At 70.2% G+C, this 24,069-nt stretch carries 24 protein-coding genes and 2 pseudogenes; 12 read left to right on the top strand and 14 right to left on the bottom strand.

Annotated features, from left to right (window positions below):
* Positions 1–305: 305 nt before the first annotated feature.
* A complete protein-coding gene (locus AB0I79_RS39820) occupies positions 306–1,049 on the bottom strand; it encodes a hypothetical protein (protein ID WP_357884880.1) in 744 nt (247 codons plus the stop codon).
* A 5-nt stretch (positions 1,050–1,054) separates the two neighbouring features.
* On the bottom strand, positions 1,055–1,576 hold the full coding sequence (locus AB0I79_RS39815; RefSeq protein WP_357884878.1) for a hypothetical protein: 522 nt from the start codon (positions 1,574–1,576) through the stop codon (positions 1,055–1,057).
* 509 nt (positions 1,577–2,085) lie between these two features.
* Between AB0I79_RS39815 and AB0I79_RS39810 the strand changes: the two genes are divergently transcribed.
* Positions 2,086–3,159, top strand: coding sequence for a hypothetical protein (locus AB0I79_RS39810; protein WP_357884876.1), 1,074 nt, complete (start codon positions 2,086–2,088; stop codon positions 3,157–3,159).
* A 349-nt stretch (positions 3,160–3,508) separates the two neighbouring features.
* Here the strand turns inward: AB0I79_RS39810 and AB0I79_RS39805 are convergent, their stop codons facing one another.
* The 3 genes from AB0I79_RS39805 to AB0I79_RS39795 form a co-directional block, all read right to left on the bottom strand.
* On the bottom strand, positions 3,509–4,303 hold the full coding sequence (locus tag AB0I79_RS39805) for an SDR family NAD(P)-dependent oxidoreductase (protein ID WP_357884874.1): 795 nt from the start codon (positions 4,301–4,303) through the stop codon (positions 3,509–3,511).
* 276 nt (positions 4,304–4,579) lie between these two features.
* The gene (locus tag AB0I79_RS39800) at positions 4,580–5,806 is read right to left on the bottom strand and encodes a cytochrome P450 (protein ID WP_357884872.1); all 1,227 of its coding nucleotides are present in this window, start codon (positions 5,804–5,806) and stop codon (positions 4,580–4,582) included.
* 167 nt (positions 5,807–5,973) lie between these two features.
* Positions 5,974–6,735, bottom strand: coding sequence for an SDR family NAD(P)-dependent oxidoreductase (locus AB0I79_RS39795; protein WP_357884870.1), 762 nt, complete (start codon positions 6,733–6,735; stop codon positions 5,974–5,976).
* A gap of 237 nt (positions 6,736–6,972) precedes the next feature.
* On the opposite strand from AB0I79_RS39795, the gene AB0I79_RS39790 reads away from it, so the two are divergent.
* Entirely contained in the window at positions 6,973–7,371 is a 399-nt protein-coding gene (locus AB0I79_RS39790; protein WP_357884868.1) for a DoxX family protein, read from the top strand.
* A 75-nt stretch (positions 7,372–7,446) separates the two neighbouring features.
* On the opposite strand, the gene AB0I79_RS39785 is transcribed toward AB0I79_RS39790, so the two are convergent.
* Complete coding sequence (locus AB0I79_RS39785) at positions 7,447–7,680, bottom strand: alkaline phosphatase D family protein (RefSeq protein WP_357884866.1); 234 nt, start codon at positions 7,678–7,680, stop codon at positions 7,447–7,449.
* Between the two features lie 777 nt (positions 7,681–8,457).
* Entirely contained in the window at positions 8,458–8,730 is a 273-nt protein-coding gene (locus AB0I79_RS39780; protein WP_357884864.1) for a hypothetical protein, read from the bottom strand.
* 985 nt (positions 8,731–9,715) lie between these two features.
* Between AB0I79_RS39780 and AB0I79_RS39775 the strand changes: the two genes are divergently transcribed.
* Together AB0I79_RS39775 and AB0I79_RS39770 are read left to right on the top strand one after the other, a co-directional pair.
* Entirely contained in the window at positions 9,716–10,297 is a 582-nt protein-coding gene (locus AB0I79_RS39775) for a class I SAM-dependent methyltransferase (protein WP_357884862.1), read from the top strand.
* Positions 10,298–10,884: 587 nt separating this feature from the next.
* On the top strand, positions 10,885–11,067 hold the full coding sequence (locus AB0I79_RS39770) for a hypothetical protein (RefSeq protein WP_357884860.1): 183 nt from the start codon (positions 10,885–10,887) through the stop codon (positions 11,065–11,067).
* A 189-nt stretch (positions 11,068–11,256) separates the two neighbouring features.
* Here the strand turns inward: AB0I79_RS39770 and AB0I79_RS39765 are convergent, their stop codons facing one another.
* Both AB0I79_RS39765 and AB0I79_RS39760 read right to left on the bottom strand, forming a co-directional pair.
* Entirely contained in the window at positions 11,257–12,462 is a 1,206-nt protein-coding gene (locus tag AB0I79_RS39765; RefSeq protein WP_357884858.1) for a glycosyltransferase, read from the bottom strand.
* Positions 12,459–12,911 (bottom strand): MarR family transcriptional regulator, encoded by a 453-nt coding sequence (locus AB0I79_RS39760; RefSeq protein ID WP_357884853.1) that lies wholly within the window; start codon positions 12,909–12,911, stop codon positions 12,459–12,461. The genes AB0I79_RS39765 and AB0I79_RS39760 overlap by 4 nt, the downstream gene beginning before the upstream one ends.
* Positions 12,912–12,972: 61 nt before the next feature.
* On the opposite strand from AB0I79_RS39760, the gene AB0I79_RS39755 reads away from it, so the two are divergent.
* The 6 genes and pseudogenes from AB0I79_RS39755 to AB0I79_RS39730 all read left to right on the top strand — a co-directional run bounded on the left by AB0I79_RS39755 (position 12,973) and on the right by AB0I79_RS39730 (position 17,971).
* Positions 12,973–13,317 (top strand): hypothetical protein, encoded by a 345-nt coding sequence (locus AB0I79_RS39755; RefSeq protein WP_357884852.1) that lies wholly within the window; start codon positions 12,973–12,975, stop codon positions 13,315–13,317.
* Positions 13,310–14,207: pseudogene (locus AB0I79_RS39750) on the top strand (ABC transporter ATP-binding protein). Before AB0I79_RS39755 ends, AB0I79_RS39750 begins: the two are co-directional and overlap by 8 nt.
* A 1-nt stretch (position 14,208) precedes the next feature.
* Positions 14,209–14,688, top strand: coding sequence for a hypothetical protein (locus AB0I79_RS39745; RefSeq protein WP_357884850.1), 480 nt, complete (start codon positions 14,209–14,211; stop codon positions 14,686–14,688).
* Between the two features lie 124 nt (positions 14,689–14,812).
* The gene (locus tag AB0I79_RS39740) at positions 14,813–15,793 is read left to right on the top strand and encodes a hypothetical protein (RefSeq protein ID WP_357884848.1); all 981 of its coding nucleotides are present in this window, start codon (positions 14,813–14,815) and stop codon (positions 15,791–15,793) included.
* Positions 15,783–17,048 carry a cation:proton antiporter gene (locus AB0I79_RS39735; protein WP_357884846.1) on the top strand — a complete coding sequence of 422 codons (1,266 nt, stop codon included), beginning with the start codon at positions 15,783–15,785 and terminating at the stop codon, positions 17,046–17,048. Before AB0I79_RS39740 ends, AB0I79_RS39735 begins: the two co-directional genes overlap by 11 nt.
* 32 nt (positions 17,049–17,080) lie before the next feature.
* A complete protein-coding gene (locus AB0I79_RS39730) occupies positions 17,081–17,971 on the top strand; it encodes an alpha/beta hydrolase (protein ID WP_357884844.1) in 891 nt (296 codons plus the stop codon).
* 97 nt (positions 17,972–18,068) lie between these two features.
* On the opposite strand, the gene AB0I79_RS39725 is transcribed toward AB0I79_RS39730, so the two are convergent.
* Positions 18,069–19,277: an FAD-dependent monooxygenase gene (locus AB0I79_RS39725; RefSeq protein WP_357884842.1), complete on the bottom strand. Its 1,209-nt coding sequence runs from the start codon at positions 19,275–19,277 to the stop codon at positions 18,069–18,071.
* A complete protein-coding gene (locus tag AB0I79_RS39720; RefSeq protein WP_357884840.1) occupies positions 19,274–19,726 on the bottom strand; it encodes a transcriptional regulator in 453 nt (150 codons plus the stop codon). Before AB0I79_RS39720 ends, AB0I79_RS39725 begins: the two co-directional genes overlap by 4 nt.
* 126 nt (positions 19,727–19,852) lie before the next feature.
* Here AB0I79_RS39720 and AB0I79_RS39715 point away from each other — a divergent pair, with 126 nt between their 5' ends.
* Positions 19,853–20,530 (top strand): DUF998 domain-containing protein, encoded by a 678-nt coding sequence (locus AB0I79_RS39715; protein ID WP_357884838.1) that lies wholly within the window; start codon positions 19,853–19,855, stop codon positions 20,528–20,530.
* 21 nt (positions 20,531–20,551) lie between these two features.
* Here AB0I79_RS39715 and AB0I79_RS39710 read toward each other — a convergent pair whose 3' ends face one another.
* Together AB0I79_RS39710 and AB0I79_RS39705 are read right to left on the bottom strand one after the other, a co-directional pair.
* Positions 20,552–21,160, bottom strand: coding sequence for a TetR/AcrR family transcriptional regulator (locus AB0I79_RS39710; RefSeq protein ID WP_357884836.1), 609 nt, complete (start codon positions 21,158–21,160; stop codon positions 20,552–20,554).
* Positions 21,157–22,605, bottom strand: coding sequence for an FAD-dependent oxidoreductase (locus AB0I79_RS39705; RefSeq protein ID WP_357884834.1), 1,449 nt, complete (start codon positions 22,603–22,605; stop codon positions 21,157–21,159). Before AB0I79_RS39705 ends, AB0I79_RS39710 begins: the two co-directional genes overlap by 4 nt.
* Positions 22,606–22,748: 143 nt before the next feature.
* Between AB0I79_RS39705 and AB0I79_RS39700 the strand changes: the two are divergent.
* Positions 22,749–22,943 (top strand): annotated as a pseudogene (locus AB0I79_RS39700) (potassium transporter TrkG); the annotation flags it as partial.
* A 220-nt stretch (positions 22,944–23,163) separates the two neighbouring features.
* On the opposite strand, the gene AB0I79_RS39695 reads toward AB0I79_RS39700, so the two are convergent.
* Positions 23,164–23,829, bottom strand: a complete 666-nt coding sequence (locus AB0I79_RS39695) for a TrkA family potassium uptake protein (RefSeq protein ID WP_357884832.1) — start codon at positions 23,827–23,829, stop codon at positions 23,164–23,166.
* Between the last annotated feature and the right edge of the window lie 240 nt (positions 23,830–24,069).

Below are 24,069 nucleotides of genomic sequence, written 5' to 3'. Positions count from 1 at the left end.
AGTGCAAGAGGAAGGAGCTTGCCGCCTGGTGGCGAGCTGGGCCTGGTCGTCAATGCGGTCCCGTCGCTTCGCAGCGGCCGCCTGTGCTTCCCGAACCTGTAGCGCGTGTTGTCGTGCTCATCGCTCTGTCAAAGATCGTAGGCGCGCATGCGGATAAGGCCAGAGACCTCGCGCCCATCCCGTCGACTCCAGGTCACGCACCGCCTTCGTCCAAGCCCGCGTTCGACTTAATTCGGTGGGCTGGAGGCTCGGTTTCGGGGGTCTGACCTGGGCAGGCGTGGTTGATCGTGCTTGGAGGCGTTTCTCTAGGCGGGGATGTTCTGGCTGGTCAGCGTCCGTTCTTCGAGCCGGTGATAGACCGGCCGCAGGTCGATGATCTGTTTCATGTCGCGCCAGCCCCGCTCGACCTCGAGAAGCTGCTTGTTTCCCAGGGCGATGTCCTCGGCCGACAGGTGAGGGTCGCTGCAGCGCAGCAGGTACTTGCCGTCGAGGTTCTCCTCGGCCTCGGCCTCGGCCTCGGCCTTGGCGGTGTCGATCCGCAGTTTCCCGGCCGGCGTTGTCCGGAGGTAGCGGTTGCGGCCGGGCTTGCCGGCGATCTTCCCGCGCAGCTCGCCCCGCTTGAACTCCGACAGGCTGTCGGTGCCGTCGATCAGCTCGTTCAGCTGGGCGATGAGCTGCTCACGCATGTGCGCATCGCGCTCGGCGGCTTCGGGGTTGTGGCAGATGACAAATCGTTCGGTGTCACTGATTCGCACCTCCTTGATCCGCATGTTCCCCGCGACGTCCTGGTAGCGGCCCTGCCGGGACAGGGCCGCCTTCACCTCCGCCGATCCGGAGCGGAGTTTCTCCCCGATGATGTACTGGTGGTCGCCTTGCCGCAGGTAGCGGCGGTTGCGTTCGGAAGAGAACCCCCGGCCGGTCACCCACACGATCTTCGACAGGGTCCAGTCCCGCATATCGTCCTTGACCTGACGGATCAGCTTCTGGTCTGCGGTGTTGCCGGGCCAGCACCAGCAGCGGACCGGGATCCCGTCCCTGGTGACGGCCATGCCGATCACGATCTGCGGTAGATCGTCACGTGAGTCCTTGGACTTGCCGTAGGTCCGGAACCCACATCTCGCTTGTCGTCCCGCTCCCGGCCGTCGCCCTCGGGGTCTGGCTGCCCGTGTTCGTCCCGGGCGATCGGCTCGTCGGCCTCCTCCAGCTCGAAGCAGGTGCTGGTGGTGTCGAAAAGCAGCAGGTCGACCTCGAGGTTCAGCAGGTTCGCGACCTCGTCGAACACCTGCTTCTCCAGCTCGTTCCTCACCCCGTGCAGCCAGTCCATCGCCCGGTTGGCGACCAAGGCGAACAGCGTCCGCTCCGTCGCTGCGAGGTCACGGGGACGACCCCGGCCCCGTGGACCGAGCTTCGTCGTGATCGTGGTGATGTTCAGACGCTGCCACAGGTGATCGAGAACATGGGTGCCGCCGAACGGCACCGAGGACGTGAACTCCAGGTCCGCGGCAGCCGTGGCGGCCAGCACCTCACCGGGTTCAAGCAGCCGATAGAGACGCGACCAGTCGCCGGACCGCCTCACGATCCAACTCGTCCTCACGGCCGAAGGTGAACAGCACCCGAGGGACCGCCCGTCCCTTCACCGGATCCCACTCGTTATGGGCCAGATGCAGATACCGGACCGTCCCGGACTTGTTCTCCCGCTTCGTCGTCTTCACGTACACGACTCCAGACCATACGAGCACGACCCAGGCCAGCGCCGACAAATCCAGAAAATCGCGTCTCTAGGCGAAACCGGCCAGAAACCCAGGGCCCAAGGCGGTGACCTGCAGCATCACCCCGCCGCTACCTCCAGGAACCCCGAATTGCGTCGAACCCCGGGGAGCAGGCCGCTGTCTTTGAGTGCTTGTTCGGCGCCGAGGTGGTTCTCGCGTCAGTCTTCGTATCCCCTTGCCGTGATGGACTCGCCGCGAGCGTGCCGGGCGCGGGCGGCGGCCAGACCGTCCAGGGTGCACTCGCGGGGCCGGCGAATCAGTGGACGGCGCGCTCCCGGCGCGCTTCTCTGTGATCGTGCGAATAACCATCGCTCTCGTGGTCGCCATCGGCTTCTTGACGCTGACGACCTTGGAGAGCCGCCGCTTGGCTTGGACCGTGGTAGCAGCGGCTGCTGTGGTGCTCGCCTTCTGGCTCTGGTCCGTGTGGGGACGGCGGCTGAGGGCTCCCGCGCGTAAGTGGCGGCGTCGGCTGCTGTATTCAGGCGTGGGACTGGCGAGCATCGTCTTGGCACTGCTCAACGGGCTGCCCGAGGTGGTCGAGCAGTGGGTCACTGGCGGAAGTACCGAGGAGCTCCAGCTGGGGTTCACCACGATGGCCTGGTGGGGGAGAATCGGCAAGGTGCTGCAGTTCATCGCGGCACTTGTCGTACTGATCGACCTGGCGGACCCCAACCGGCTGCGCGCGATCGGCGCGCGTGCTGGGCTACGGCAACGGGGCATCGATCCCAAGATCGACCGCCGGACAGGCGTGTCTGCATACCTGCGCGCGGCCGACTGGCTGACGAGCCATGTGGTGACCCGGCGGGTGATGCTGGGCGCGTACGCCCTGGGCCATCAGCACACGACGACTGGCGACCCCGAACTCGTCGACCCGCCAGCAACTCACGTGCCCGACCACCTGCCCCTCAGCGACCTCGACTACCACGTACTCCATGCCTGGTTCAAAGGCGAGATCGCCGGTAAGCCCATCACGCCCGAACATGAACGCCAACTGGAAGCCATGGCGTGGAAAGTGGTGATGGACCAGCTGTCCGATTCCGAGCGCATGCAGGTGGAGAAGGCTCGCCGGCGGCGCGCGCTGGCAGGCAAGGCGGTGGGCCCCGCCGTACTTCTCCTTGGTGCCCTGGTGCTGGGGATCCGCTTCGCGCTGGACCCTGGCGACTGGTACACCCTCACCCTGGCCGCAATCGCCATAGCCGGAACAGTCGGGCTCTCGCTCGGGGAAGGCAAGCTCTACGAGCGCTGGTTGCACGCGCTCTATCTTCCGCAACGCGTGGTGGCGGAGTCGCTGGCACAACTTCTCGACCGCGAGCGGCCCGCGCACCCACTGCGTTGGCTGGCGTTCTTCATCTTCCTGTACGGCTTCGCCCTCGACCTGCTGGCGTCCTAGTGTCATTCCCTTGGATCGCCAAGAAGATCCCCGAGGCAAGCAGCTCCGCCTTGGTGTGGCTGGCCGCCCTGACCAGTGCCGCGTAGGAACGCACCATCGCCAAGGGCATGACGGGCGGCCGGGACCCGCGGTCGCTTGGCCAGCCGTGGCACCGTGGTGAAACGGCCGGTGTGGTAGGTCCCGGCCCGTTACCGGCAGGGAGAACCGGGTTCGACGTCGCCTCGTGGACAGGAACGACGTTCGACCTCATCAGCGGCGGCGTCGGCGATGGGGGTGCCCTGTTCGGCCGATTCCATGAGGTCAGGGAGGACGTGTCGGCAATGGCAGCCATTCAGTCGTCGCTGATCGTCTATTGCTCGGCATCGCCACCGAGGTCGATGCCGCCGGCCAGCCAGCCGCCATCGATGGTGAACACGCTGCCCGTGATGAACGACGCGCTCTCACCGGCCAGGAACGCGACCAGGTTGGCGACCTCCTCGCTGCGCCCCGGCCGGCCCAGCGGAAATCGGCTGGCGACGTCGAGCTCTTCGCCCATCTTCCGGGTGAGATCGTTGCTGGCGATGTATCCCGGGCAGATGGCGTTGACCCGGATACCGACCGGCCCCAGTTCCAGGGCAGCCGACTTGACCAATCCGAGCACCCCGTGCTTCGACGCCGCGTACGCCGCTGACATCCGAACACCGGTGAGCCCGGCAGCCGACGAGGTGACCACGACCGAGCCGCCACTCGCGTCGCGCATCGCCCGGCCCGCCGCCTGCAAACCGAGCAGCACACCACGCAGGTTCACCGCCATGGTGCGGTCCCACTCCTCCAGCGGGTAGTCCAGCACACCGGCCCAGTGCCCCGTCGCGGCGTTGAGGTGTGCGATGTGCACGGCGCCGTAACGGGCGACCGTCTCGCGCACCATCGCATCGTTGTCCTCAGGCGATGCCACGTCAACCCGCATCGCGAACGCCTCGCCACCAGCGGCCACGATCTCCCCGGCCGTCCGCTCGACATTCTCGAGCGTACGGCCGGCACAGCACACCCGGGCTCCCAGAGCCGCCAGCGTCGCCGCGGTCGCCGCGCCGATACCGGACCCCGCTCCGGTCACGACCGCGACCTTCCCGGCCAACGACCCCATTGCTTTCTCCGTCATGGTCATCAATTGCTTCCTTTCCTGATTCTGGATCGAGTCATCTGGTCGAACACGACGCCAGCGACGTCGGAGATCTCCAACACGGGCGGCAGAACCCCAAGATCACCAACCAAGTCGGTGCTGACGGCGCCGCGCCCCCTGCGCCGTGGTCTCGCCGTGGGGTGGTCGGTCAGCAGGACCACGATGCCGTCGTCGTCTTGGGCGAACACGGCCGGCTCGGAAGGCACTGGCCGAAGCCGGCGCAGACCCCGGTGTCATGTCGGCTTCATCCGCATCATGTCCTCACCAGGTGACCGGGAGTTCGTGAACGCCGTAGATGACGGCGTCGGTCTTGAACGGCAGGTCCTGGACCGGTGAGGCGAGCTGCAGGGTGGGGATGCGGCGGAACAACGTGTCGAAGACGATCTGCAGTTCCATCCTGGCCAGGTTCTGGCCCAGGCACTGGTGCGGGCCGAATCCGAAGGCGAGGTGGTGGCGGACTCCGCGCTCGACATCCAGGTCGGCCGGATGCACAAACACCGCCGGGTCCCAGTTGGCCGACAGGCCCGAGACGATGACGCCCTGGCCGGCCTTGATCCTCACCCCGGCGATCTCCACGTCGTCAGTGGCCAGCCGGGAGGAGACCGTGTCGGTGATGGAGAAGTAGCGCAGCAGTTCCTCCACGGCCATGGGCGTCCTGCCCGGGTCGGCCTTGATCAGGGCCAGTTGCTCCGGATGGGAGAGCAGCCCGACCACACCGAGCGAGATCATGTTCGCCGTGGTCTCGTGCCCGGCGGTCAACAGCAGGAAGGCCAGGCTCACCAGACCCGCGTGATCAAGGGTGCCCTCCTGGCGTTGCCGGGCGATCTGCCGGCTGAACAGGTCGTCGCCGGGTTCGGACTCCTTGCGGGTGACCAGGTCGTCGAGGTAGGCGCGCAGTTCGGCGAAGGCCCGCTGACGTTCCTCCGGCGAGGAGGCCCGGCGCACCGCCACGGCAGTGCGGCCCTGGAAGAAGTCATGGTCGGTGTACGGCGCGCCGAGCAGTTCGCAGATCACCAGGGACGGCACCGGCAAGGACAGCGCCTGCACCAGGTCGACCGGCCGCTGGTCGGTGGCGAGCATGTCGTCGATGAAGTGGTCGACGATGTCCTGGATCCGCGGGCGCAGCGCGGCCAGCCGCTTCACGGTGAACTCGCCGATCACCGGACGGCGGGCAGCGGCGTGTTCGTTGCCGTCCATGCTGAGCATGTGCGGCGGCTGGCTGCGGAGCTGCCGCAGGGTGGCGGCATCGACGTTGAACAGCGGGAAGCCGTCCTTGCGCTTGTCGGAGGAGAAGCGGCGGTCGGCGAGAATGGCACGGCCTTCCTCATGCCCGGACACCCACCACACCTCGCCACCGTTGACCAGGCGGATCCTGTTGATCGGCGCCTTCTCGCGCAGTCGCTCGTAGGCGGCGGGCGGGGTGAACGGGCAGCCTCGCTCGACCGGTAGTTCCAGGTCGGAGAGTTCGCTGTCAACGCTCTTCGTCATGAATGACCTCCCAGTAACGGATCTGGCTGAGTTGTTGCGGTCCTTCAAGGTCGGCGTTGATACGCGCGCCGCGCCGACCGCCGCCCTCGTGAGGACAGCGATGGCTGCGAGAGGTGTCACCTCGGCCTTTGCGGGCTCGCCGGCACAAGCCGAGGGATGCGCGGTGGTCACCAGGCAACGGGGCCAAGCCGATCGGTGAAGGTCCCGGTCGGTCCGTCGGCGTCGCTCAGCGCGAGTTTGACGATCGGATCGGTGCCCTCGGTGCCCTCGGTGCCCTCGGTGCCCGTCAGCCAGCCGGTGTGGTTGTTCATGTCGGTGGCGGTGAATTTGTGGTTGGCGACTTCTCCGGGAGTGATGCAGTTGAACTTGACCTGCGGGATCGCCTGGGCGTACCGGACGGTGATCATGTTCAGCGCCGCCTTGGACGAGGTGTAGGCGAGCTCGTGCATTTTCGAGACGGGGTGCTCCGGATCGGTCACGACCGCGAAGGAACCGCCACCGCTGGACACCATCACCACCCGCGGATGGTCCGCCGCCTCCAGCAGGGGCAGGAACGCGTGCGTGACCCTGACCGGTCCGTACACGTTGGTGTCGTAGACGGAATGAATTTCGTCGGCCGTCGCGTCTGCCGGCGTGATGCCCTTTCCTGGCGTGCCGGCGTTGTTGATCAGCACATCCAGCCGATCGGTGTGCTCGCGGACGAGCCGGACGGCGTCGGTCACCGACTCGTCCGAGGACACGTCCAGCGGGACCATGACCACGTTCGCGCCGCCGTCGGTCAGCTTGCGGGCGGCTGCCCGTCCTCGCCCTTCGTCGCGCGAGCCGAGGAAGATGGTCCAGCCCTGTTCGCCGAGCCTCCGGGCCGCCTCGAAGCCAAGCCCCTTGTTGCCTCCGGTGATCAGCACCGAGGTCTGTTCCGAGTTGGTCATGCCCTCTGAGACGAGATCCCCCCAAGGGCTGTGACGCGGTGTGAGCGTCCTCACACGCGCGGGAAAGCTGTATCCCCCGGACGGCCAGTCGCCAGGTCAGGGTCGCTGCGGTCGGCACGACATACGGCCCCGCCGGGGATCCCGCTGAAGCCAGGACGCGCGAGGATTCGGGGACCTGTCACTGGCCGGGTCGCTGTCTCGTCTTGAGGGTGCACGCAATCCTCGATCAAGGAGTAGATGATGAACCTCACGCTGTGGATCGCTGCTGGGTTCCTTGCCGTGCTGGCGCTGAGCAGCGGCATCCAGAAGACGTTCGTGCCCAAGGACAAACTGGCTGCGTTCCATCAGAGGGCGCTCGCCTATGGCTGGACCGCAGACGCCGGTGTCGGCTTCCTCAAGACCCTGGGCGTCCTTGAGCTCCTGGCCGCGGCGGGCTTGATCCTGCCCGCCGCGCTCGGCATCGCACCGGTTCTGGTGCCGGTGACCGCGGTCTGCTGGATCCTGCTGATGGTCGGCGCCGTGATCACCCACGCTCGACGCGGCGAATCCGTGTTCGTGCTGATGACCGTGATCTACCTCGCGATCGCGGCGTTCATCGCGTGGGGCCGCTTCTTCCTCGAGCCCTTCACCGGGTGATGGACGGCGACACACGGTTCCCGATCTTCTGGACCGGTCCTGCGGAGGGGCAATGTCGACCATGGAGAGTGATGATCACGCGAGTGTTCGTGGGGAGCCGGGGTTCCGGGCGGCGGCTGGTGTCGCAACTCCTGGCGCGCGCCACCAGGTGACGGCCACGACGACGAGCGAGGCCTGCCGGAAACCGTCTGGGAGCCATTGCTCTTGGTCCAGGCCGAGCATGGTGCGGCTGGCCCCGGCCGGGAGCGGGCAGTTGCTGTAGCCGGCGCCGCACAGGTGCGGGTCGCGGTACTGCCGGGTATCGAGCACGTGCAGGGCGGCGAGGTCGCCCAGCGCAGGCGCCAGTAGAGCTGGACGGCCGTGCCGCCGGGGCGGCCACCGACACCAGGGAAGACAGACCCACCAGCAGCGTAACGACGGCGAGTGTGCGCCGATGGGGGCGAAACAAGCGCACAACACACGGTCGGCGACCTGGAAAGGTGGACAGGTTCGCGGCGACCGGTGAGATCGCGCCGAGCCCCGCGCCGAACAGCAGCAGCGCGGGCAGCAGATGCCCCAGGTAGTGGCCGGGGTAGCCGCTGCCGACCTCGAGCTGGGTCAGCCAAGCCATGCCTGCCGCTGCGAGCAGGAGCCCAGCGGTCAGGAGCAGACGGGACCGGATACGGCCCGCCAGGCGGCCGGTCGCTGTGGAGGCGATCAGTACCGCCCCGGCGAAGGGCAGGAACGCCAGGCCGGTCTGCAACGCGGTGTAGCCGGCGACGGATTGCAGGAAGAGCGATACCAGCAGGAACCTTGCGAACATGCCGAGCATGACCAGGATGAACGCGAGGTAGGCGCCGCTACGGATGCGATGGGCCACGATGCTCAGTGGCAGCAGCGGGTCGGGGCTGCGTGCTTCGAGCGTAACGAAGGTCGCCGCGAGGATGAGGCCGGTGGTGAGCGTGGCCGGGGTCAGCGGGGCGGACCAGCCGTGGGTGGCGGCTGTGCTGAGCCCGTACACCAGCGCTGTCAGCGAGGTCGTGGCGGGCAGCACCGCGCCGAGCTCGGCCGCGTCGTCCTGTTGCCGGCTCAGATCCCGATCAGCGGTCAGCCGCTGATCACGCATCCCTGCAGCAACTTCCGAAGCTCGGCTCGGTCCTGCCGGCCTTGCGCCCGTTCGGCCACCGCGAACCTGCGCTCGCCGTCCAGCAGCCGCATCTCGTGCACGACCTCGCCACCGTGGTCGCTCAGGCGGCGTTGCCGCTCCGCGGCTGCGCCATCACGCTGCTCGGCCGCCCACAGCAGGTCGTGCACCCGCCGGTCGTCCTCATCCTGCGCCGCTCGCCTGCGGTCGGCATCACGCCCGCGATCGTCCGCCACCTGATCCCCGCTCCACAGCCGAATGGTCGCGCCGCTGAGCCTGCACATCACGGTCTGCCGCCACACGGTCTCACTGAAGCGGCTCCGTGTCGGGGTCCAGTACGCCCGAGAGCATGGCGTCAGGGGCTGGGTCCTCTCTGACAAGACGGCATTCCAGCTCCGCCAGCAGCCGGCGCTCCGTGCGTGACAGGCTCATGGCCGCGAACGGGCGGACGATTTGTGGCCGGCGCGGCCCCGGGGGTGCCGCTACCGCCGTGGTGTGACGATCGCGGCCATGCGTGGGGGCATGGCGGACGTCATGCACGCCGTCGCACAACGCGACGGCGTGATCTCGCTACGAACGACACCGCCCAAGGTGAGCGAGTCGGCGCCACGGTGGTGGTTCTCAGGTCTCCTGCGCGGACCCCGGCCGACGGCCTTGGTCGAACCTGATTCGCCTTCGAGTGCGCCATCCGGAGGCCACCTGCCGGTTTCCACGATCGGGTGGCGTCGACCGGATGCCGGGCGGTGACGTCGGTCATCGTCTCGAAGGCACCTCCGAGCGGCGCAGCAGATCGGTCCGGCCGTTCTGGGCCGCCTGCACGACGCGTGCCGGCGTCGCCCCGCCGCCTCACCCCAGCGGCGTCTCACCGCCGAGGGGGAGCCATCCGTCAGGCCATCACCAACCCGGCTTCGGCGCAGGCCGCCGATCGCCTGGGGTGCCTCATCCAGGCCGAGGACGGGACGGGCCGCGCGGTCAAGATCCTGGAGTCGTTGTCATGAGCATCGCCGGACGTCGCAGGAGAATTGACATGGCATGCCGTCGGTCTCGCCGACGCGTATGAATTGGGCCGAACCCATCAGGATTGTGTAGGGATACCGTTCCTTTTGAGCCGCGCGGCCCGATAGTGGAGACATGGCAGTGCATTCGGGCGGTCTGGCGGATTCGCCGGATATCGAGCGTCACTTGACCGGTGGTATGGAACAGTTCCACCACCCCCGCAGAGTGCGTGCCGACCGGAGGAAGGGGTTCGCCCCGACGCCGCAGCGCACACAACTTCTGGCCGGCCTGAGCGGGCGCGTCCTGGAGATCGGGGCGGGCGACGGTGTGAAGCTCAGCTGCTACCCGGCCCCGGTCGAGGAGATCGTCCTGGTCGAGGCGGATCCGTTCCTGCGAGCGGCGGCAAAGGACATCGCCGGACGCCTGGCGACCCCGGTTCGGATCATCGAGGGCGACCTGCGGGCCCTGCCCGTACCCGACGGATCATGCGACGCCGTCGTGTGCTCGCTGGTGCTGTGCTGCGCCGCCCGCGTGCAGGACGCGCTGAGGGAGGTGCGGCGCGTGCTGGCGCCTGGTGGCGAGTTGCGGTTCTACGAGCATCAACGCTCGGCGAACCTGCTCATGACGCTGGCGGAATGCCTGGTCACGCCGGTCTGGTCACGAGCCGCGGGAGGCTGCCATCCAGCCCGTGACATCGTGGCCGCCCTCGGGCGGGCAGGGTTCGTCATCGAGAGCTGCGACCGGTTCGCCTTCCGGCACTTCGAGCATGTCCTCGGAGTGGCCAGGCCTGCTCTCGGCGACGATTGACGGCGGTTGCCCTCACCCTTACCGATCAGGACAAGCTCACCCTGCTGGGTTATGTCCCGCGGAGTGGTGCAGTTCGGTTCTCGCGTGAGGCTCTGCTGGTTTGACCATGCCGTCATGAGTTCGGTGTGTGCCACCTCCTGTTGGTCGGTGGTGGGTGGGGTCGCCCGCCTGGCGGCTGGGGTGGCCGGGGATCATCCTGCTCGGGCTCGCCTATGCCGTGATCGAGGAGGGCCTGCTCACCCGGTCGCTGTTCGATCCCGACCATGTCGGGTTGCGGTTGCTCGACCACGGGTTCATTCCGGCGCTGGGCATCGGCACACGCCCTGGCTCGGCAAGGCCGGCCTCACCGTGTCAGCCGTCCTGTTCCTGCTCGGCGGCGCGGTGCCCATCGCCCTGGCAGATCCGGCCCCTCTACCCGCTGTCGGCCGCTCAGATCACCTGGACGCTGGTCACGGCCGTCGTCCTGATCGTCGCCGCGTTACTGTCCGTTCGATTCCGCCGCCCCCTCCTCCCGGCCATATCGGCCGGCCCGACCAATCACCATCGCGGCCGGGCTGGCGTTCTGGCTCCCCGGTCTGCTCGCCCTGGTGGGGATCAGGCTGGAGTCCGTCGTGCCCGCGTGGATCACGGTCGGCTTCTACCTCGCGCTCTACGCCACGATGACGATGCTCATCCTGCGCTGGTCCCGGCGCATGGGCTGGGGCCCCTGGCACAGGTTCGCCCTGGGCGCTGCCGGCCTGGTCACCTACGCCTGGCACGGCTTCCCGTAGCCGCCGAGTTTCCCGGCGCCCGCGCATGTGGACCTCATCGGCAACGCCGTCTTCGCGCTGGCCGCCCTCGGGCTGCTCGCCTTTGTGGTGGTACGGCTCCGCCGGCTTGACCTTTGACCAGGCCGAGCCCGTGGGTCGTGGGTCGTGGCATGAATGGCCCCAGGAGCCAGGCTCGGTCGTGACTCGGTCTCAGATCGCGCCGCTGATGCGGTTCACGGCGGCTGCGACGCCGTCCTCGGCACGGACCGGCGCGGCGAGCGCGCGGGCCGCAGGGGCGCAGGCGGTCGCCGCCTCGATCGCGGCGGCCAGCCGGCCGGAAGCGAGGCGGCCAGTGACGGGTGGCGGCGCGACGCCGAGATGGTGCAGGCGTCCGGCCCAGAACGGCTGGTCTCCCAGGAACGGGCGGACCACCTGGGGGACGCCGGCGCGCAGTGCGGCGGCCACCGTGCCGATGCCGCCGTGGTGCACGGCGACGGAGACACGCGGGAGCAGCCAGTCATGGGGGGCCTCCTCGATCACCAGGACGCCGTCCGGCTCCGTGCCCGCTCGCAGGGCACCCCAGCCGGTGGCCAGGACGGCGCGGCGCCCGGTCAGCCGGACGGCCTCCAGCACCGTGGCGGTCAGCGTCTGCGGGTCTCCGCTGGAGGAGCTGCCGAAGCCGACGTAGATGGGCGGGTCGCCGTCGTCCAGGAAACGGGCCAGCCGTTCCGGCGGCGTCCAGCTGGCGGCGGGCATGGTCCAGAAGCCGATGGGGTGAGCGGAGGCGGGCCAGTCGGGAGGGGCCGGGAGCAGGTGCGGGCTCCAGGCGTGCAGGACGCCGCCCGCCTCGACCAGGTCGGCCACCGGGCGGAACCCGTCGCGCAGGCCCAGCGCCCCTACCCGCCAATCCCGCACCGTGCCGCGGTAGGGCGCCTCGACGGCCGAGGAGACGCGCCAACTCGCCCGGTTGAGCGCGCGCGGCACCCGTACCGGCAGGATGGGGGAGGCGAAGGCGGCGGTGGGCAGGTAAAGCGGCAGCAGCAGGCCGGCCAAGGCCGGGACGCCGAGCTTCTCGGCGACGTAGGGGCCGCCGAGGGACTTGGGGTGGTGGACGACCACGTCGGCCTCGTGTGCGGTGAGTGCGGCCTGGTCGTCGAGCAGGCGGCGGAGCATCGGCTTGACCGTGCGGGCGGCGGTGATGGCGGTGCGTACGCCCTGCCCCTGAACCTTGTCCTGCAGCGCGAGCATCTCGTCGTTCAGCGGCGCGAAGTCCACCCCGCAGGCGGTGGCGAGCGGCTCGAAGCGCCGGGGCGCCGCCAGGAGCGGCCGGTGCCCGGCGGCCAGCAGCCCGCAGGCCAGGGCCAGGTACGGCTGGACGTCGCCGCGGCTCCCCACGGTGATCAGTAAAGGTCTCATCGCCGGTCCTTGAGCTCGTCCCACTCGTCCAGCAGGCGGGGGAAGCGGTCCATCATGAACGCGTACATGTCGCGCATGAGCTCCAGCCGCCGCCGGCGCTCCGGATCGTCGCCCACCGCGCGCAGCCCCTGCTCGGCCAGGGCGCGGAAGCTCTCGAACTCGGTCATCTTCGCGCGGAAGGCGCGGGCGAAGACGTCCTCGGCCAGCCGGTAGCGGTCGCGCCGTTCCCCGCGCACCCGGAACCTCTCGATCAGGCCCGCCTGCTCCAGTTGCCGCAGCGCGACGCTCATGCTGCTCTTGGCCACGGCCAGCGCCTCGGCCAGCTCGGGCGCGTCCGCGCCAGAGGTGTCGGCGGTCAGCAACCACCCCATGACGCGACCCGACGTGCGGCTCAGCCCGAGCCGCTCGTAGAAGAGCCCCGCGTCCTCCACGAACTCATCAACGCTCACACGTCGAGTCTATCGGTTTGTTCGGATAGGTCCGAACAGTTCGGCCAATAGCAATATCTAGATGGGAAGCAATATTGAGATCGCCCTGGCGGACGGCTCACCGGCGGCGGAGGCGTTCTTCGCGGGCGCGATGCGGGTCACCGAGGAGTTCCTCACCGCCACCTGGCCCGACCGCTTCCCCGAAGGCTCGGCCAAGGCGCGCGACGCCGCCGCCGTGATGAGCGCGATGCACGCCGGCACGATCGTCCTGCACCCCTACCTGAGCCGCCGCATGGGCGTGGACGTGCTGGCCCGCGAGCACGCGACCGCCATCGGCACCGCCATGGCCGAGGTGTACGCCGCCATGGGCGACTTCGCCCGGTCCGAGGCCGGGCGCCACCTGACCGAGGAGCACGGCGATGACTGACCCGATCGAGATCACCGGCCTGGTCAAGACCTACGGAAGGACCCGCGCCCTGGACGGCCTGGACCTCACCGTGACTCCAGGCGAGGTGCACGGCTTCCTCGGCCCGAACGGCGCCGGGAAGACCACCACGTTACGCGTCCTGCTCGGGCTGTTGCGCGCCGACGCCGGGCGCGTCCGGCTGCTCGGCGGCGACCCGTGGCGGCAGGCCGTCGAGCTGCACCGCAGGCTCGCCTACGTGCCGGGCGACGTCACGCTGTGGCCGAACCTGATCGGGGGAGAGGTGATCGACGTGCTGGCCAGGCTGCGCGGCGGCGTCGCCCCCACGCGGCGTGCGGAGCTGATCGAGCGGTTCGCACTCGATTCCGGCAAGAAGACACGCACCTGTTCCAAGGGCAACCGGCAGAAGGTCGCCCTGATCGCGGCCTTCGCCTGCGACGCCGAGCTGCTGCTCCTGGACGAGCCGACCTCCGGACTCGACCCGCTGATGGAGGCCGTCTTCCGCGACTGTGTGGCGCAGGCCAAGGCCGGCGGCCGGACGGTGCTGCTGTCCAGCCACATCCTGTCGGAGGTGGAGGCGCTGTGCGACCGGGTGTCCATCATCCGCGCCGGACGTACCGTCGAGACCGGCACCCTGACCGAGCTGCGGCATCTGACCCGTACCTCCATCACTGCCACCCTGCCAGGGCCGCCCGACGGGCTGGCCACCCTGCCCGGCGTGCACCAGCTGACGACGACGGCGGACGGCCGGGTGCGCTGCCAGGTCGACAGCGCCGGGCCGGCCGGGGTGCTGGCCCGGTTGGCCACCCCTCGGCGTCCGCGACTTGACCGCGCAGCCACCCACGCTGGAGGTACTGTTCCTGCGTCACTACGAGACAAGCGCGGCGGCCTGAGATGGCGGGGACGGGCGCGCTGATCCGGCTGATCCTGCGACGCGATCGGATCTGGCTGGCCCTGTGGGCGGTGCTCATCGCAGCCTTCGTGTACGGCACCGTCAGCACGATCGGCACCCTGATGCCCACCGAGGGAGCACGCCGCGAGTACGCCGGGCGGATCGCCGCCAACCCCGCGGTGCTCCTCATCCAGGGCCCGGCGTACGGCCTCAGCGTGGGAGCCATCGCCGCCCGGCAGCGCGCAGCCGCCACCATGATCTTCGCCGCCCTCGGCAGCGTGCTGTTCCTGGTCCGCCGCACCCGTTCGGATGAGGAGGCCGGTCGGCGCGACCTGATCGGTGCCGCGCCGGTCGGCAGGCACGCGCCGCTGACCGCCGCGCTGGCGGTGGTCCTCGCGGCCGATGCGCTTGTGGCCGTGCTGATCACCGCTGTGCTGGCGGGCGCGGGCATGCCGGTCGCCGGCTCGCCGCGTGGGGCCTGATCGCGGCCTGCGGGGGATGGACGGCCGCCGGGATGGCGGCAGTGGCCGTGCAGGTGACGCCGGGCGCACGTCCGGCCGGGCTCGGCGCGATCGGCCTGTTCTTCGCCCTGACCTGCTGCGGGGCGTGTCCGACGTGGCCGCGCCCTGGCTCGGGTGGGCGGTGCCGACCGGCTGGCTGCTGCGCTCCCGGCCGTTCGCCGGCGAGCGGTGGTGGGTGTTCGTCCTGGCTGCGGCTTCGGCTGTGGTGCTGATCGCGCTGGCGTACCGGCTGGCCGGGCGGCGGGACGTGGGCGCCGGACTGCTGCCCGAACGGGCAGGGTCGGTCGCCGCGGCCGGGTGGTCGGGCACGCCACTGGCGCTCGCCTGGCGGACGCAGCGGGCCGCGGCGATCGCGTGGCTGGTCGCGGCCGTGCTGTTCGGGCTGGCGCTCGGCTTCGGCGGGCGGGAGGCGGTGGCGGAGTTCGGCGGCAGCGCGGGGCTGGCGGCATGGGCGGCCCGCATGGGCGCCGAGGCCGACCCGGCCCACGTGTTCTACGGGCTCATCATCTACGTGTTCGGCGCGTACACCGTGTCCCTGTACGCCGTGCTGGCCGTGTCCAGACTGTGGCAGGAGGAGGCGGGCCGCCTCGCAGAGGCGGTTCTGGCCGGGCCGACCGGACGGCTGCGCTGGGCCGCCGGGCACCTGCTGATCGCCCTCGCCGTGCCCGCCGCCCTGCTGACCGTCGTCGGCCTCCTGTGCGGGCTCGGCTCCGGCGACGTGGGCGGCCTGCTCGCGCTCACTCTGCCGCTGCTGCCGACCGTCTGGGTCGTCACCGGCGTCACGGTCTGCGCCTACGGGTTGCTCGGCCGGGCCGGAGCGGTCGCCGTCGGGACGGGGTTCGCGCTGGAGTTCGGCTGGGAGATCGGCCTGGTCACGGACGCGGCCTCCGGCTCTCGCCCTTCGCCCACGTCCACTACTCGGCCCTGGCGGACCCTGGACCTGCCACCGCCGCCGTGGTCTGGTAGTGGGGCGCCCGTCACGAATGCGTCTGTCGCCTTGGCAGCGCCCCTGTTAGGGTGGGCGCGGTGCGCCGGGAAGTCTGGTCGGCAAGATCGTGCAAGCTGATCCGACCGGAAGGCCGTTCCATGACGACCCCCACGCGGCGCCCCTGATGGGCGTCCTGCTGACCGCGTTCGCGTGCGTGCTCCTGCTGGCCGTGCTGCTGTCCAGCCTGGCCCACCGCACCATCCTGTCCACCGCCGCGCTGTTTCTCGTCGCCGGGTTCGTGCTGGGCGACGGCGTGCTCGGCGTCGTCTCGCTGCGGCCCGGCGACGATCTGGTGGCCACGCTGGCCGAGCTGGCGTTGTTCACCGTGTTGTTCACCGACGGCATGCGGGTCGGCTGGGCCGAGCTGCGCAGCGCCTGGCGGCTGCCCGGCCGGGCGCTCGGCTGGGGCCTGCCGCTGACGCTGGCCATCACCGCCGTCGGGGCGCACTACCTGCTCGGGCTGGGCTGGATCGAGGCGCTGCTGATCGGCGCCATTCTCGCGCCCACCGACCCGGTGTTCGCCGCCGCGCTGGTCGGCAACGAGAAGGTGCCGCCCCGGCTGCGGCAACTGCTCAACGTCGAATCCGGCGTCAACGACGGCCTGGCGCTGCCGTTCGTCATCCTCTTCCTCGCGGTCGCGGCCGGCTCCGACGACCTGCACCTGGGCGAGCTGGGCCTGGAGCTGGGGCTCGGCATCGTCATCGGGGTCGCCATCCCCTGGGTGGCGATCAAGCTGGAGCAGACCCGCTGGTTCGCCGCCTCCACCCCGTACGAGCCGCTCAACGCCCTGGCCATCGGCCTGCTCGTGCTGGCCGTCGGCAAGGCCACGCACGGCAACCTGTTCCTGGCCGCGTTCTCCGCCGGAATCACCGTGGCCACCTTCGGGCCGCGCCAGCGCGAGTCGTTCGAGCACTTCGGCGAGCTGATCGCCGAGGTGTTCAAGCTCGCCGCGCTGCTGGTGTTCGGTGCGCTCATCACCCCGGCCCTGCTCGGCTCGGTCGGCTGGCAAGGGTGGCTGTTCGCGGTACTCGCGCTGATCGTGGCCCGGCCCGTCGCGATCTGGCTGTCGTTCCTGCGCTCGGGGCTGAGCGTGCGCGAGCAGGCGGCCGTGGCGTGGTTCGGGCCCAAGGGATTCGCCTCCGTGGTCTACGGGCTGCTGGTGCTGGGCTCCGGCATCGCCGCCGCCGTGCCGGTGTTCCAGCTCGTCGCCGTGACCATCGTGCTGTCGATCCTGCTGCACTCCTCCACCGACATCGTGGTGGCCCGCTGGTTCGACGACGAGCGGGAGGTCCCGGCCTGGTACGGCAGCGTCACCCGCAAGATCCGCCGGTAGGAACGACCATCCCCGTGACGAGAGGAGGCGCCGTGGCGTCCACTTCCCACGCTCATCCCGAGCGGGCCGCCGTCGTCGTGGGCCTGCCGTCGGGGCCGGTGGAGTATCGCCTGGAGGGAGACGGGCCCAGGACGGTCGCGGTGTTCCACGGCGGCCACATGCGGGCGGGGCTGTCGTTGGGCGAGGAGGTCTTCGCCGACGCCGGCTGCACGGTGCTGGTCCCCTCGCGTCCCGGATATGGGCGAACGCCACTGACCACCGGTACCACGGCGGCCGGCTTCGCCGAGGCCACCGCCCAGCTGTGCCAGGTTCTGGGCGTCGCCCGCCTCGCCGCGGTCGTGGGGATCTCGGCCGGCGGACGTACCGCGCTGAGCATGGCCGCCCGCCACCCCCACCTGGTCGAGCGGGTCATCCTGCAAAGCGCGGTCGGGTTCCTGCCCTGGCCCGACCGGCTGACCCGGCTGGGCGGCCGGGCGGTGTTCAACGGCCGGGTGGTGTTCAACGGCCGGGTGGAGGCCGGCACCTGGGCGATCCTGCGGCTCCTGCTCCGCGCGGCACCCTCGTCAGGGTTACGCCTGCTCCTCCATGATCTGTCGGTCCTGCCCGCACGCCAGGTGCTGCGAAATTTGTCCACCGCTGAACGCAGCCTGCTCGTCGGCCTGTTCAGCTCGACGCGCTCGGGTCGCGGCTTCGTCGCCGACATGCTCCCCGTGCCGGACCGCGCCGCGCAGGTCAGCCAGCCCGCACTGGTCATCGCGACCCGCCACGACCGGTCGGTGTCCTTCGCTCATGCCGAGTGCCTGGTTGCGGCGATGCCGAGAGCCGAACTGGTGACCAGCCAGGCCGCCAGCCACATGATCTGGTTCGGCCCCGACTATCCCCGCGTTGCCGCGAGGATCGTCGATTTCCTCGCGGCAGGGTGAGGGCTGGCGTGAAGGAGGCGACCACAGCGAAGGTAGCGCCTTCGATGCGCTGAGCACGGGCTCGGCAGTATCTGATCCCGTGGCAAGGCCGGCCACATCAGGCGTGTGTTGTCGGCTCCGGCAGGCGCGGTGGCCGCCACCGCCAGGTGGCGTTGCCGTCGGCCGCGATCCCCTTGCGCCACAGTGGTGCGGGCATGAGCCGGATCATGGTGACCAGGGCCCGGTGCGCCGCCGCGGACGTGGTGCGGCGCCCGTCCGCGCGGGCGCCGCGGGCGGTGGCCTGGGTACGGGGCCGTCGCTCGGTGTCGTAGCGGGCCAGTGCGGCGTCTATACCGGCCTCGGCGTGGAGGGCGGCGGCGAGCACGACCGCGTCCTCGATGGACTGCCCGGCGCCCTGGCCGCGGTCGGGGCTCATCGCGTGGGCGGCGTCGCCCAGCAGCGCCACCCGGCCGCGGACATACGTGGGCAGCGGGTCCAGGTCGCTGATGTCGATGTGGATCACGGCCTCGTCCGGGGTGGCCGCGATCAGGTCCGGGATGGGGTGGTGCCAGGCCGCCAGGCGGCCGGCCACCTCCGCCTTCTCCTGCGCGTAGCGCAGGTCCGGCCGGTCGGCGGTCGTGACGAAGGCCCAGTAGGTGCGGCCGCGGCTGATCGGGTGGATGAGGAAGTAGCCTCCTGGGCCCATGGTGACGCTGCCGTCCAGCCCGTCGGGCGGCGTCGTGTCGTTGCCGGGCGAGGCCGCGGAACCGCCAGGGATTCCGCTGGGGTCCGTGACGCCGAGCCAGGCGGTGCGGCCCAGGAAGCGGGGCGGCGGCGCGTCCGGCCACCATGCGCGGCGTACGGCGCTGCGGATGCCGTCCGCGCCGATCACCAGGTCCGCGCTCGCCTGGCCGCCGTCCCAGGTGACCGTCACGCCGCGGTCGTCCTGGCGCAGGCCGGTGACCTCCGTACCGGTGCGGACCCAACCGGCGGGCACCGCCTCCAGCAGCAGCCCGTGCAGGTCGGCGCGGTGGAAGGCGAGCAGCGGCGTCGCGTCGCCCCGGCGGGCACGCTGCAGGTGGCGGCCATCGGGCAGGCGCAGGTTGCCGGCCGAGTAGGAGGGCACCCCTCTGGCGCGTGCCTGCACGCCGACGCCGAGCTCGTCGAGGGCCCGCAGCGCGTTCGGGGCCTGCGACATGCCGGCGCCGATCTCACCCAGCGCGGGGGCCCGTTCCAGCACGGTGGCCTGCCAGCCGATCCGCCGCAGGGCGACGGCCATGGCCAGGCCCCCGATGCCGCCGCCGACCACGATCGCGTGCCCGGTCATGCGTCCTCTCCGGGAAGTGGCGCGTTCTGGAACACCTTGGCCATCCATTCGAAGGTGGTGTGCGCCTGGCGGATGCGGCCGGCCCGGTCGTCGCCGGGGCCGACCAGATCCAGGCCCTCGCGGGTGATGTCGAGGAACGAGGTGAGACCGGCGATCTGCTTGCGCACCACGACCACCCAGGCGTCCTCGGCCATCCGGTAGTAGACGGTGCGCTCGCCCGGCCGCGTACGCGAGGTGAGGAACCCCATGCTGGACAACAACCGCAGGTTGGAGGTCAGCGAGGCGCGGCTGGCGCCGATGGCCTGGCTGATCTGCCCCGCGGACTGCTCCGGCGGATCGCACACCATCAGCCAGCCGAGCACCCGCCCGGCGATCGGCGGCACCCCGTCACGGGCCAGGTACATGGCCACCCGCTCCACCCATTCCAGCAGTGGATCCTGTTCCGTCATACCGCCGAGGCCTCCTCTTGCAGCTATTTCAGTATAAGCTAAAATAGCTGTATCACATCAGAGGTGAGCCGGGAAGCCTGGTCGGCCCGCGTCGCCGGTCGGCGCGGAGAAGTGGAGGACTTCCCGATGACCTCTCGTGCTCTCGCGGCGCTGCTCGGCAGTGGCATCGTTGCCGGGGTGCTGGTGCCGGCCCTGCTCTGGGCGGACGGTGCCACCCGGCCCGGCTACAGCCTGTGGCACCACGGCGCCAGCCAACTTGGCGCCGGCGAGCGAGCCTGGCTGCAGACGACCAACTTCGTGCTGGGCGGACTGCTGCTGGCCGCCTTCGCCCTCGGGGTGCGGCACGTTCTGCGGCGGGGGCGCGGCGCCACGTGGGGGCCGATCCTGCTCGCCACCGCGGCTGCGGGGCTCGTCGTGGCCGGGCTGGTGCCCACCGACCCGGCTCTGGGCTACCCGCCCGGGCAGGCGAACACCGTCACCGCAAGCGGCCGCATCCACCAGGTGGCCGGCTTCCTGCTCTTCGCCGGGCTCAGCGGCGCCGCGTTCACACTGGCCGGGCGGCTGGGTGAGACAAGCCGCCGATGGATGGTCCGCTCCCGGCTGGCCGGTGCCCTCGTCATCGTCTTCGCCTCCGCCGCCGGCATCGCCTACCGCCTCGACACGCTCGGAATCTGGCAGCCGGCTCCCGCGGGTCTGCTCGAACATCTCTCCCTGCTGACCGGCTTCGGCTGGATCGTCGCCGTCGGCGTGCATCTGATGCGCCGCCACGTGGTGAATACTGCTGCGGCCGGCAGGACCGGCTGACGAACCGGGCCGCGACCACGATCACGGTACCGGCGGGTACAGCCCCACCTGCCGGTAGACGGCCTTGAGGAAGTCCAGCATCCCGGTGGCGTCCGGCGGGTTCGGCTGCAGGACGCGCCAGGTCACCGCGCCGGCCATCATGTCGATCAGCACGTCGAGGTCGGCGTCGGCGGCCACGGTGCCCTCCTGCTGGGCGCGCCGCAGGAGGGCAGCGGCCAGCTCCCGGCGCGGCAGGACGTGATGCTTCCAGTAGACGGCCATCAGCTCGGGATGGCTGACTGCCGAACCCATCATCCGGGCGACCAGAGCGCGGAAAGCCGGGCTCGCGGTCATCTCCGCCGCCGCCTCGATGACGCCTTCGACGAGCTGCTGGGGGTCGAGTTCCTTGATGTCGCCGGGGGAGGGGACGAGGTCGGCGCTGACCGTCTGCTCGACCGCCTGGGCGATCAGGTCCTCCTTGGTGCTCCAGCGGCGGTAGACGGTGAGCTTGCCCACGCCGGCCCGCTTGGCGATCTGCTCCATGCTGGTGCCCTCGACGCCGCGCTCGATGAACAGCTCCAGCGCGGCGCGCAGGATCGAGGCGTCGGTCTCGGGATCGCGGGGGCGTCCGCGTCCTCGGCGGTCGGTCAAGCGAGTGCTCCGTCCAGCCAGCCGGTGGGGTCGCCCTTGCAGGCCAGGTGGGCGTCCGGGCGTACGAGCATAGCGGGCAGCACCTCCACCGGGCGGAGGTGGACGACGTGCTCGCCGAGCCGCCGGCGGGCGGCCTCGAACAGCTCGCGGTCGCCTACGGCTACCCAGCGGCCGCGCAGCTCGGCATGCAGCCGGGTGCGAGTGCCGTCGGGGCGCTCGCAGGCCAGGTCGGGGATGCGGTCGCCGGGCCACGGCCGGCCACCGCGCCCGCCGAGCGGGCCCCGCCGGTAGCTGACCCACAGCTGGGAGGTGGTGTAGGTGGCCCAGCGCTGCAGCACGGGCAGGTTGAACACCGGCACCATGACGCGGTCGCGCAGGAACCGGCCGACGGGCCCGGAGGCGATGTTCATCCTGGTGGCGGCGGTGCTGCCGCGCAGGACCTGCGTGGCCAGCGGGCGGCGCTCGGCCTCGTAGGTGTCCAGGAGCCGCTCGCCCGCCAGCCCGCCGATGACGAGGGCCAGCTTCCAGGCGAGGTTCTCCGCGTCGCCGATGCCGGTGAGCATGCCCTGCCCGCCGAACGGGGCGTGCGCGTGCGCGGCGTCCCCGGCCAGCAGGATCCGGCCCTGACGGTAGGTGTCGGCCAGGCGGCGGTGCACGCTGAACAACGACGCCCAGGACGCCTCCAGCAGCCGGCCGCCGATCCCGCTGGTACGTTCGGGCAGGATACGGCGCATCCGCTCGACGATCTGTTCCTCGGTGGGCTTGTCGTGGCGGAAGGCGGGGTCGTAGGCGAGCAGCCGCCACTGGTCGCCAGGCATGGGCATGGCGCCCAGCATGCCTTCCGGGTGCACCCAGCCGCTGGTGCCGGAGCGGTCGAGCGTGGTGTCCAGGGTGGCGTCAACCAGCAGAAAGCGTTCGCTGACCTTGACGCCGGGAAAGCCGATGCCGGCGAGCTTGCGTACGGTGCTGCCGGTCCCGTCGCAGCCGACCAGCCAGCGCGTCGGCACGGTGCGGCCGTCGCCCAGCACCGCGGTGACACCGTCGGCGTTCTGGTCGACGCTCACCAGGGCGGAGCCCCATTCCGGCCGCCCACCCAGCTCGGCCAGCCGGTCGCGCAGCCGCGCCTCGACGCGGGCCTGGGAGATCACCATCGGGGGAGCGGCAGTGTGCAGGCCGGGGTCGCCGAACCGGATGCGCATCATCGGGCGGTCGCCGGCGTAGGTGGTGATGGTCATCGCCCGAACCGATTCCTCGGGCAGGCCGGTGAGCGCGTCCAGCCGGTCGAGCACCTCCGAGCCGCGCGCGTGCACGAAGTTGGCCCGGGACGTGGTGGCCGGGACTGGAGCCCTGTCGATCACCCGTACGGAGACGCCATTCTGGAGCAGCGCGCACGCCAAGGACAGTCCCACCGGCCCAGCCCCTGCGATGAGAACGTCAGGCTTCACGGTGCGCTCCATATTGTTTACGGTACGGTCTCGTAAACAATTTAGCTCGCAGACTGCTGAAGCGTCCAGCGACTGCAGCAAAACCTCAATGCCTCGCCATCAAGAAGTCGTAAGAGGACGCAAGAATCCCGTCATCCCCCGTAGAGGCCGTCTCAGCGTTCGGGACGGTCGGCCTGTCCACCGGCATCACCGCCGACACCACACCGGCCGGCCGGATACTGCTGGTGCTGCTCATGTTCATCGGCAGGACGGGACCTGTGACCCTGGGCTCTGCCCTGGCGTTGAAGGACCGTACCCGCCGCTACCAGCTACCCGAGGAGCGGGTCATCGTCGGGTGAGGTGAGCACGTCCTTCCCGTGGCGACCGGGCCCGGAGGAGAGCCTGCTTCGCGCGCTCGGCAGATGGCAGTACGCCGAGCCCGGCCTCGCCCATCAGGGTCCCCCGCCGATGTCCATGATCGCTTTTGGCGGGACGTGTCGCGCCGCATGGCAGGGGCGTCTTCGCTGAGCGGAGGCAGCGGCTCGGCCGGCCTGATCGGCAAGCAGCAGAATCGAGAGGTCAGGGCAGTTCGGCGAAGCGTTCGATGCGGTCGGGCTGGCCGGAGATGATGATCATGTCGTCGTAGGTCAGCTCGGTGTCCGCGGTGGCATAGGTGAAACCCTCGTCCGTACGTTTGACCGCCACGACCGTGAGGCCGTATTTGCTGCGCAGACGGGAGTCGCCGAGCGCGATGCCGACGAAGTCCCGGGGAGGACGGATCTTGGCCATCGCGAAGTTCTCGTCGACCTCCATGTAATCGAGCAACCGGCCGCTGACCAGCCGAGCAACACGCTCGCCCATGTCGTGTTCGGGGAAGACGACATGCCGGACGCCGATACGGCGAAGGATCTCACCGTGCTGCTTGCTGACGGCCTTCGCCCAGATGTCGTCGATCTCAAGCTCCACCAGGAGCGAGGCGGTGAGGATGCTGGCCTGGATGTCGCTGCCGATGGCGCACACCGCGCGGCGGAAGTCGGGAACCCCGAGCTGTCGTAACGCGTCCAGGTCGGTGGAGTCGGCGACGGCGACCTGGGTGATCTGCCCGGTATAGCTCTGCACGAGCTTGGGCCGATGATCGATGGCGAGTACCTCGGTGCCGCGCCGGGTCAACTCCAAGGCGAGCGCGCTGCCGAAGCGGCCCAGTCCGATGACCACGACCGTGTCGTGCTGCTCGATGTCAGTCAACGATCTCACGCTCCTTCGGTGGCGAGCTGGGCGGTAGAACCAGCGCCGGTATCAACCGGGATCGAGTGCCGGAGTCCCGGGGAACACGGCCTCACAGATAGCGCAGCCACAGGTACGGCGTGCACAGGGCGATCGTCACCACGGTCACGACCAGGCCGTACCTGGTGAACTGCCAGAAGCTGATCGGGGTGCCGTTGCGGGCGGCGATGCCCAGGACGACCACGTTGGCCGCGGCTCCGA

Origin of the sequence: Nonomuraea sp. NPDC050202 (genome assembly GCF_040656115.1) — a bacterium.
GTDB lineage: Bacteria > Actinomycetota > Actinomycetes > Streptosporangiales > Streptosporangiaceae > Nonomuraea.
The sequence above is the reverse complement of the archived record's forward strand: the minus strand, read 5'-3'. Positions and strand labels throughout refer to the sequence as shown.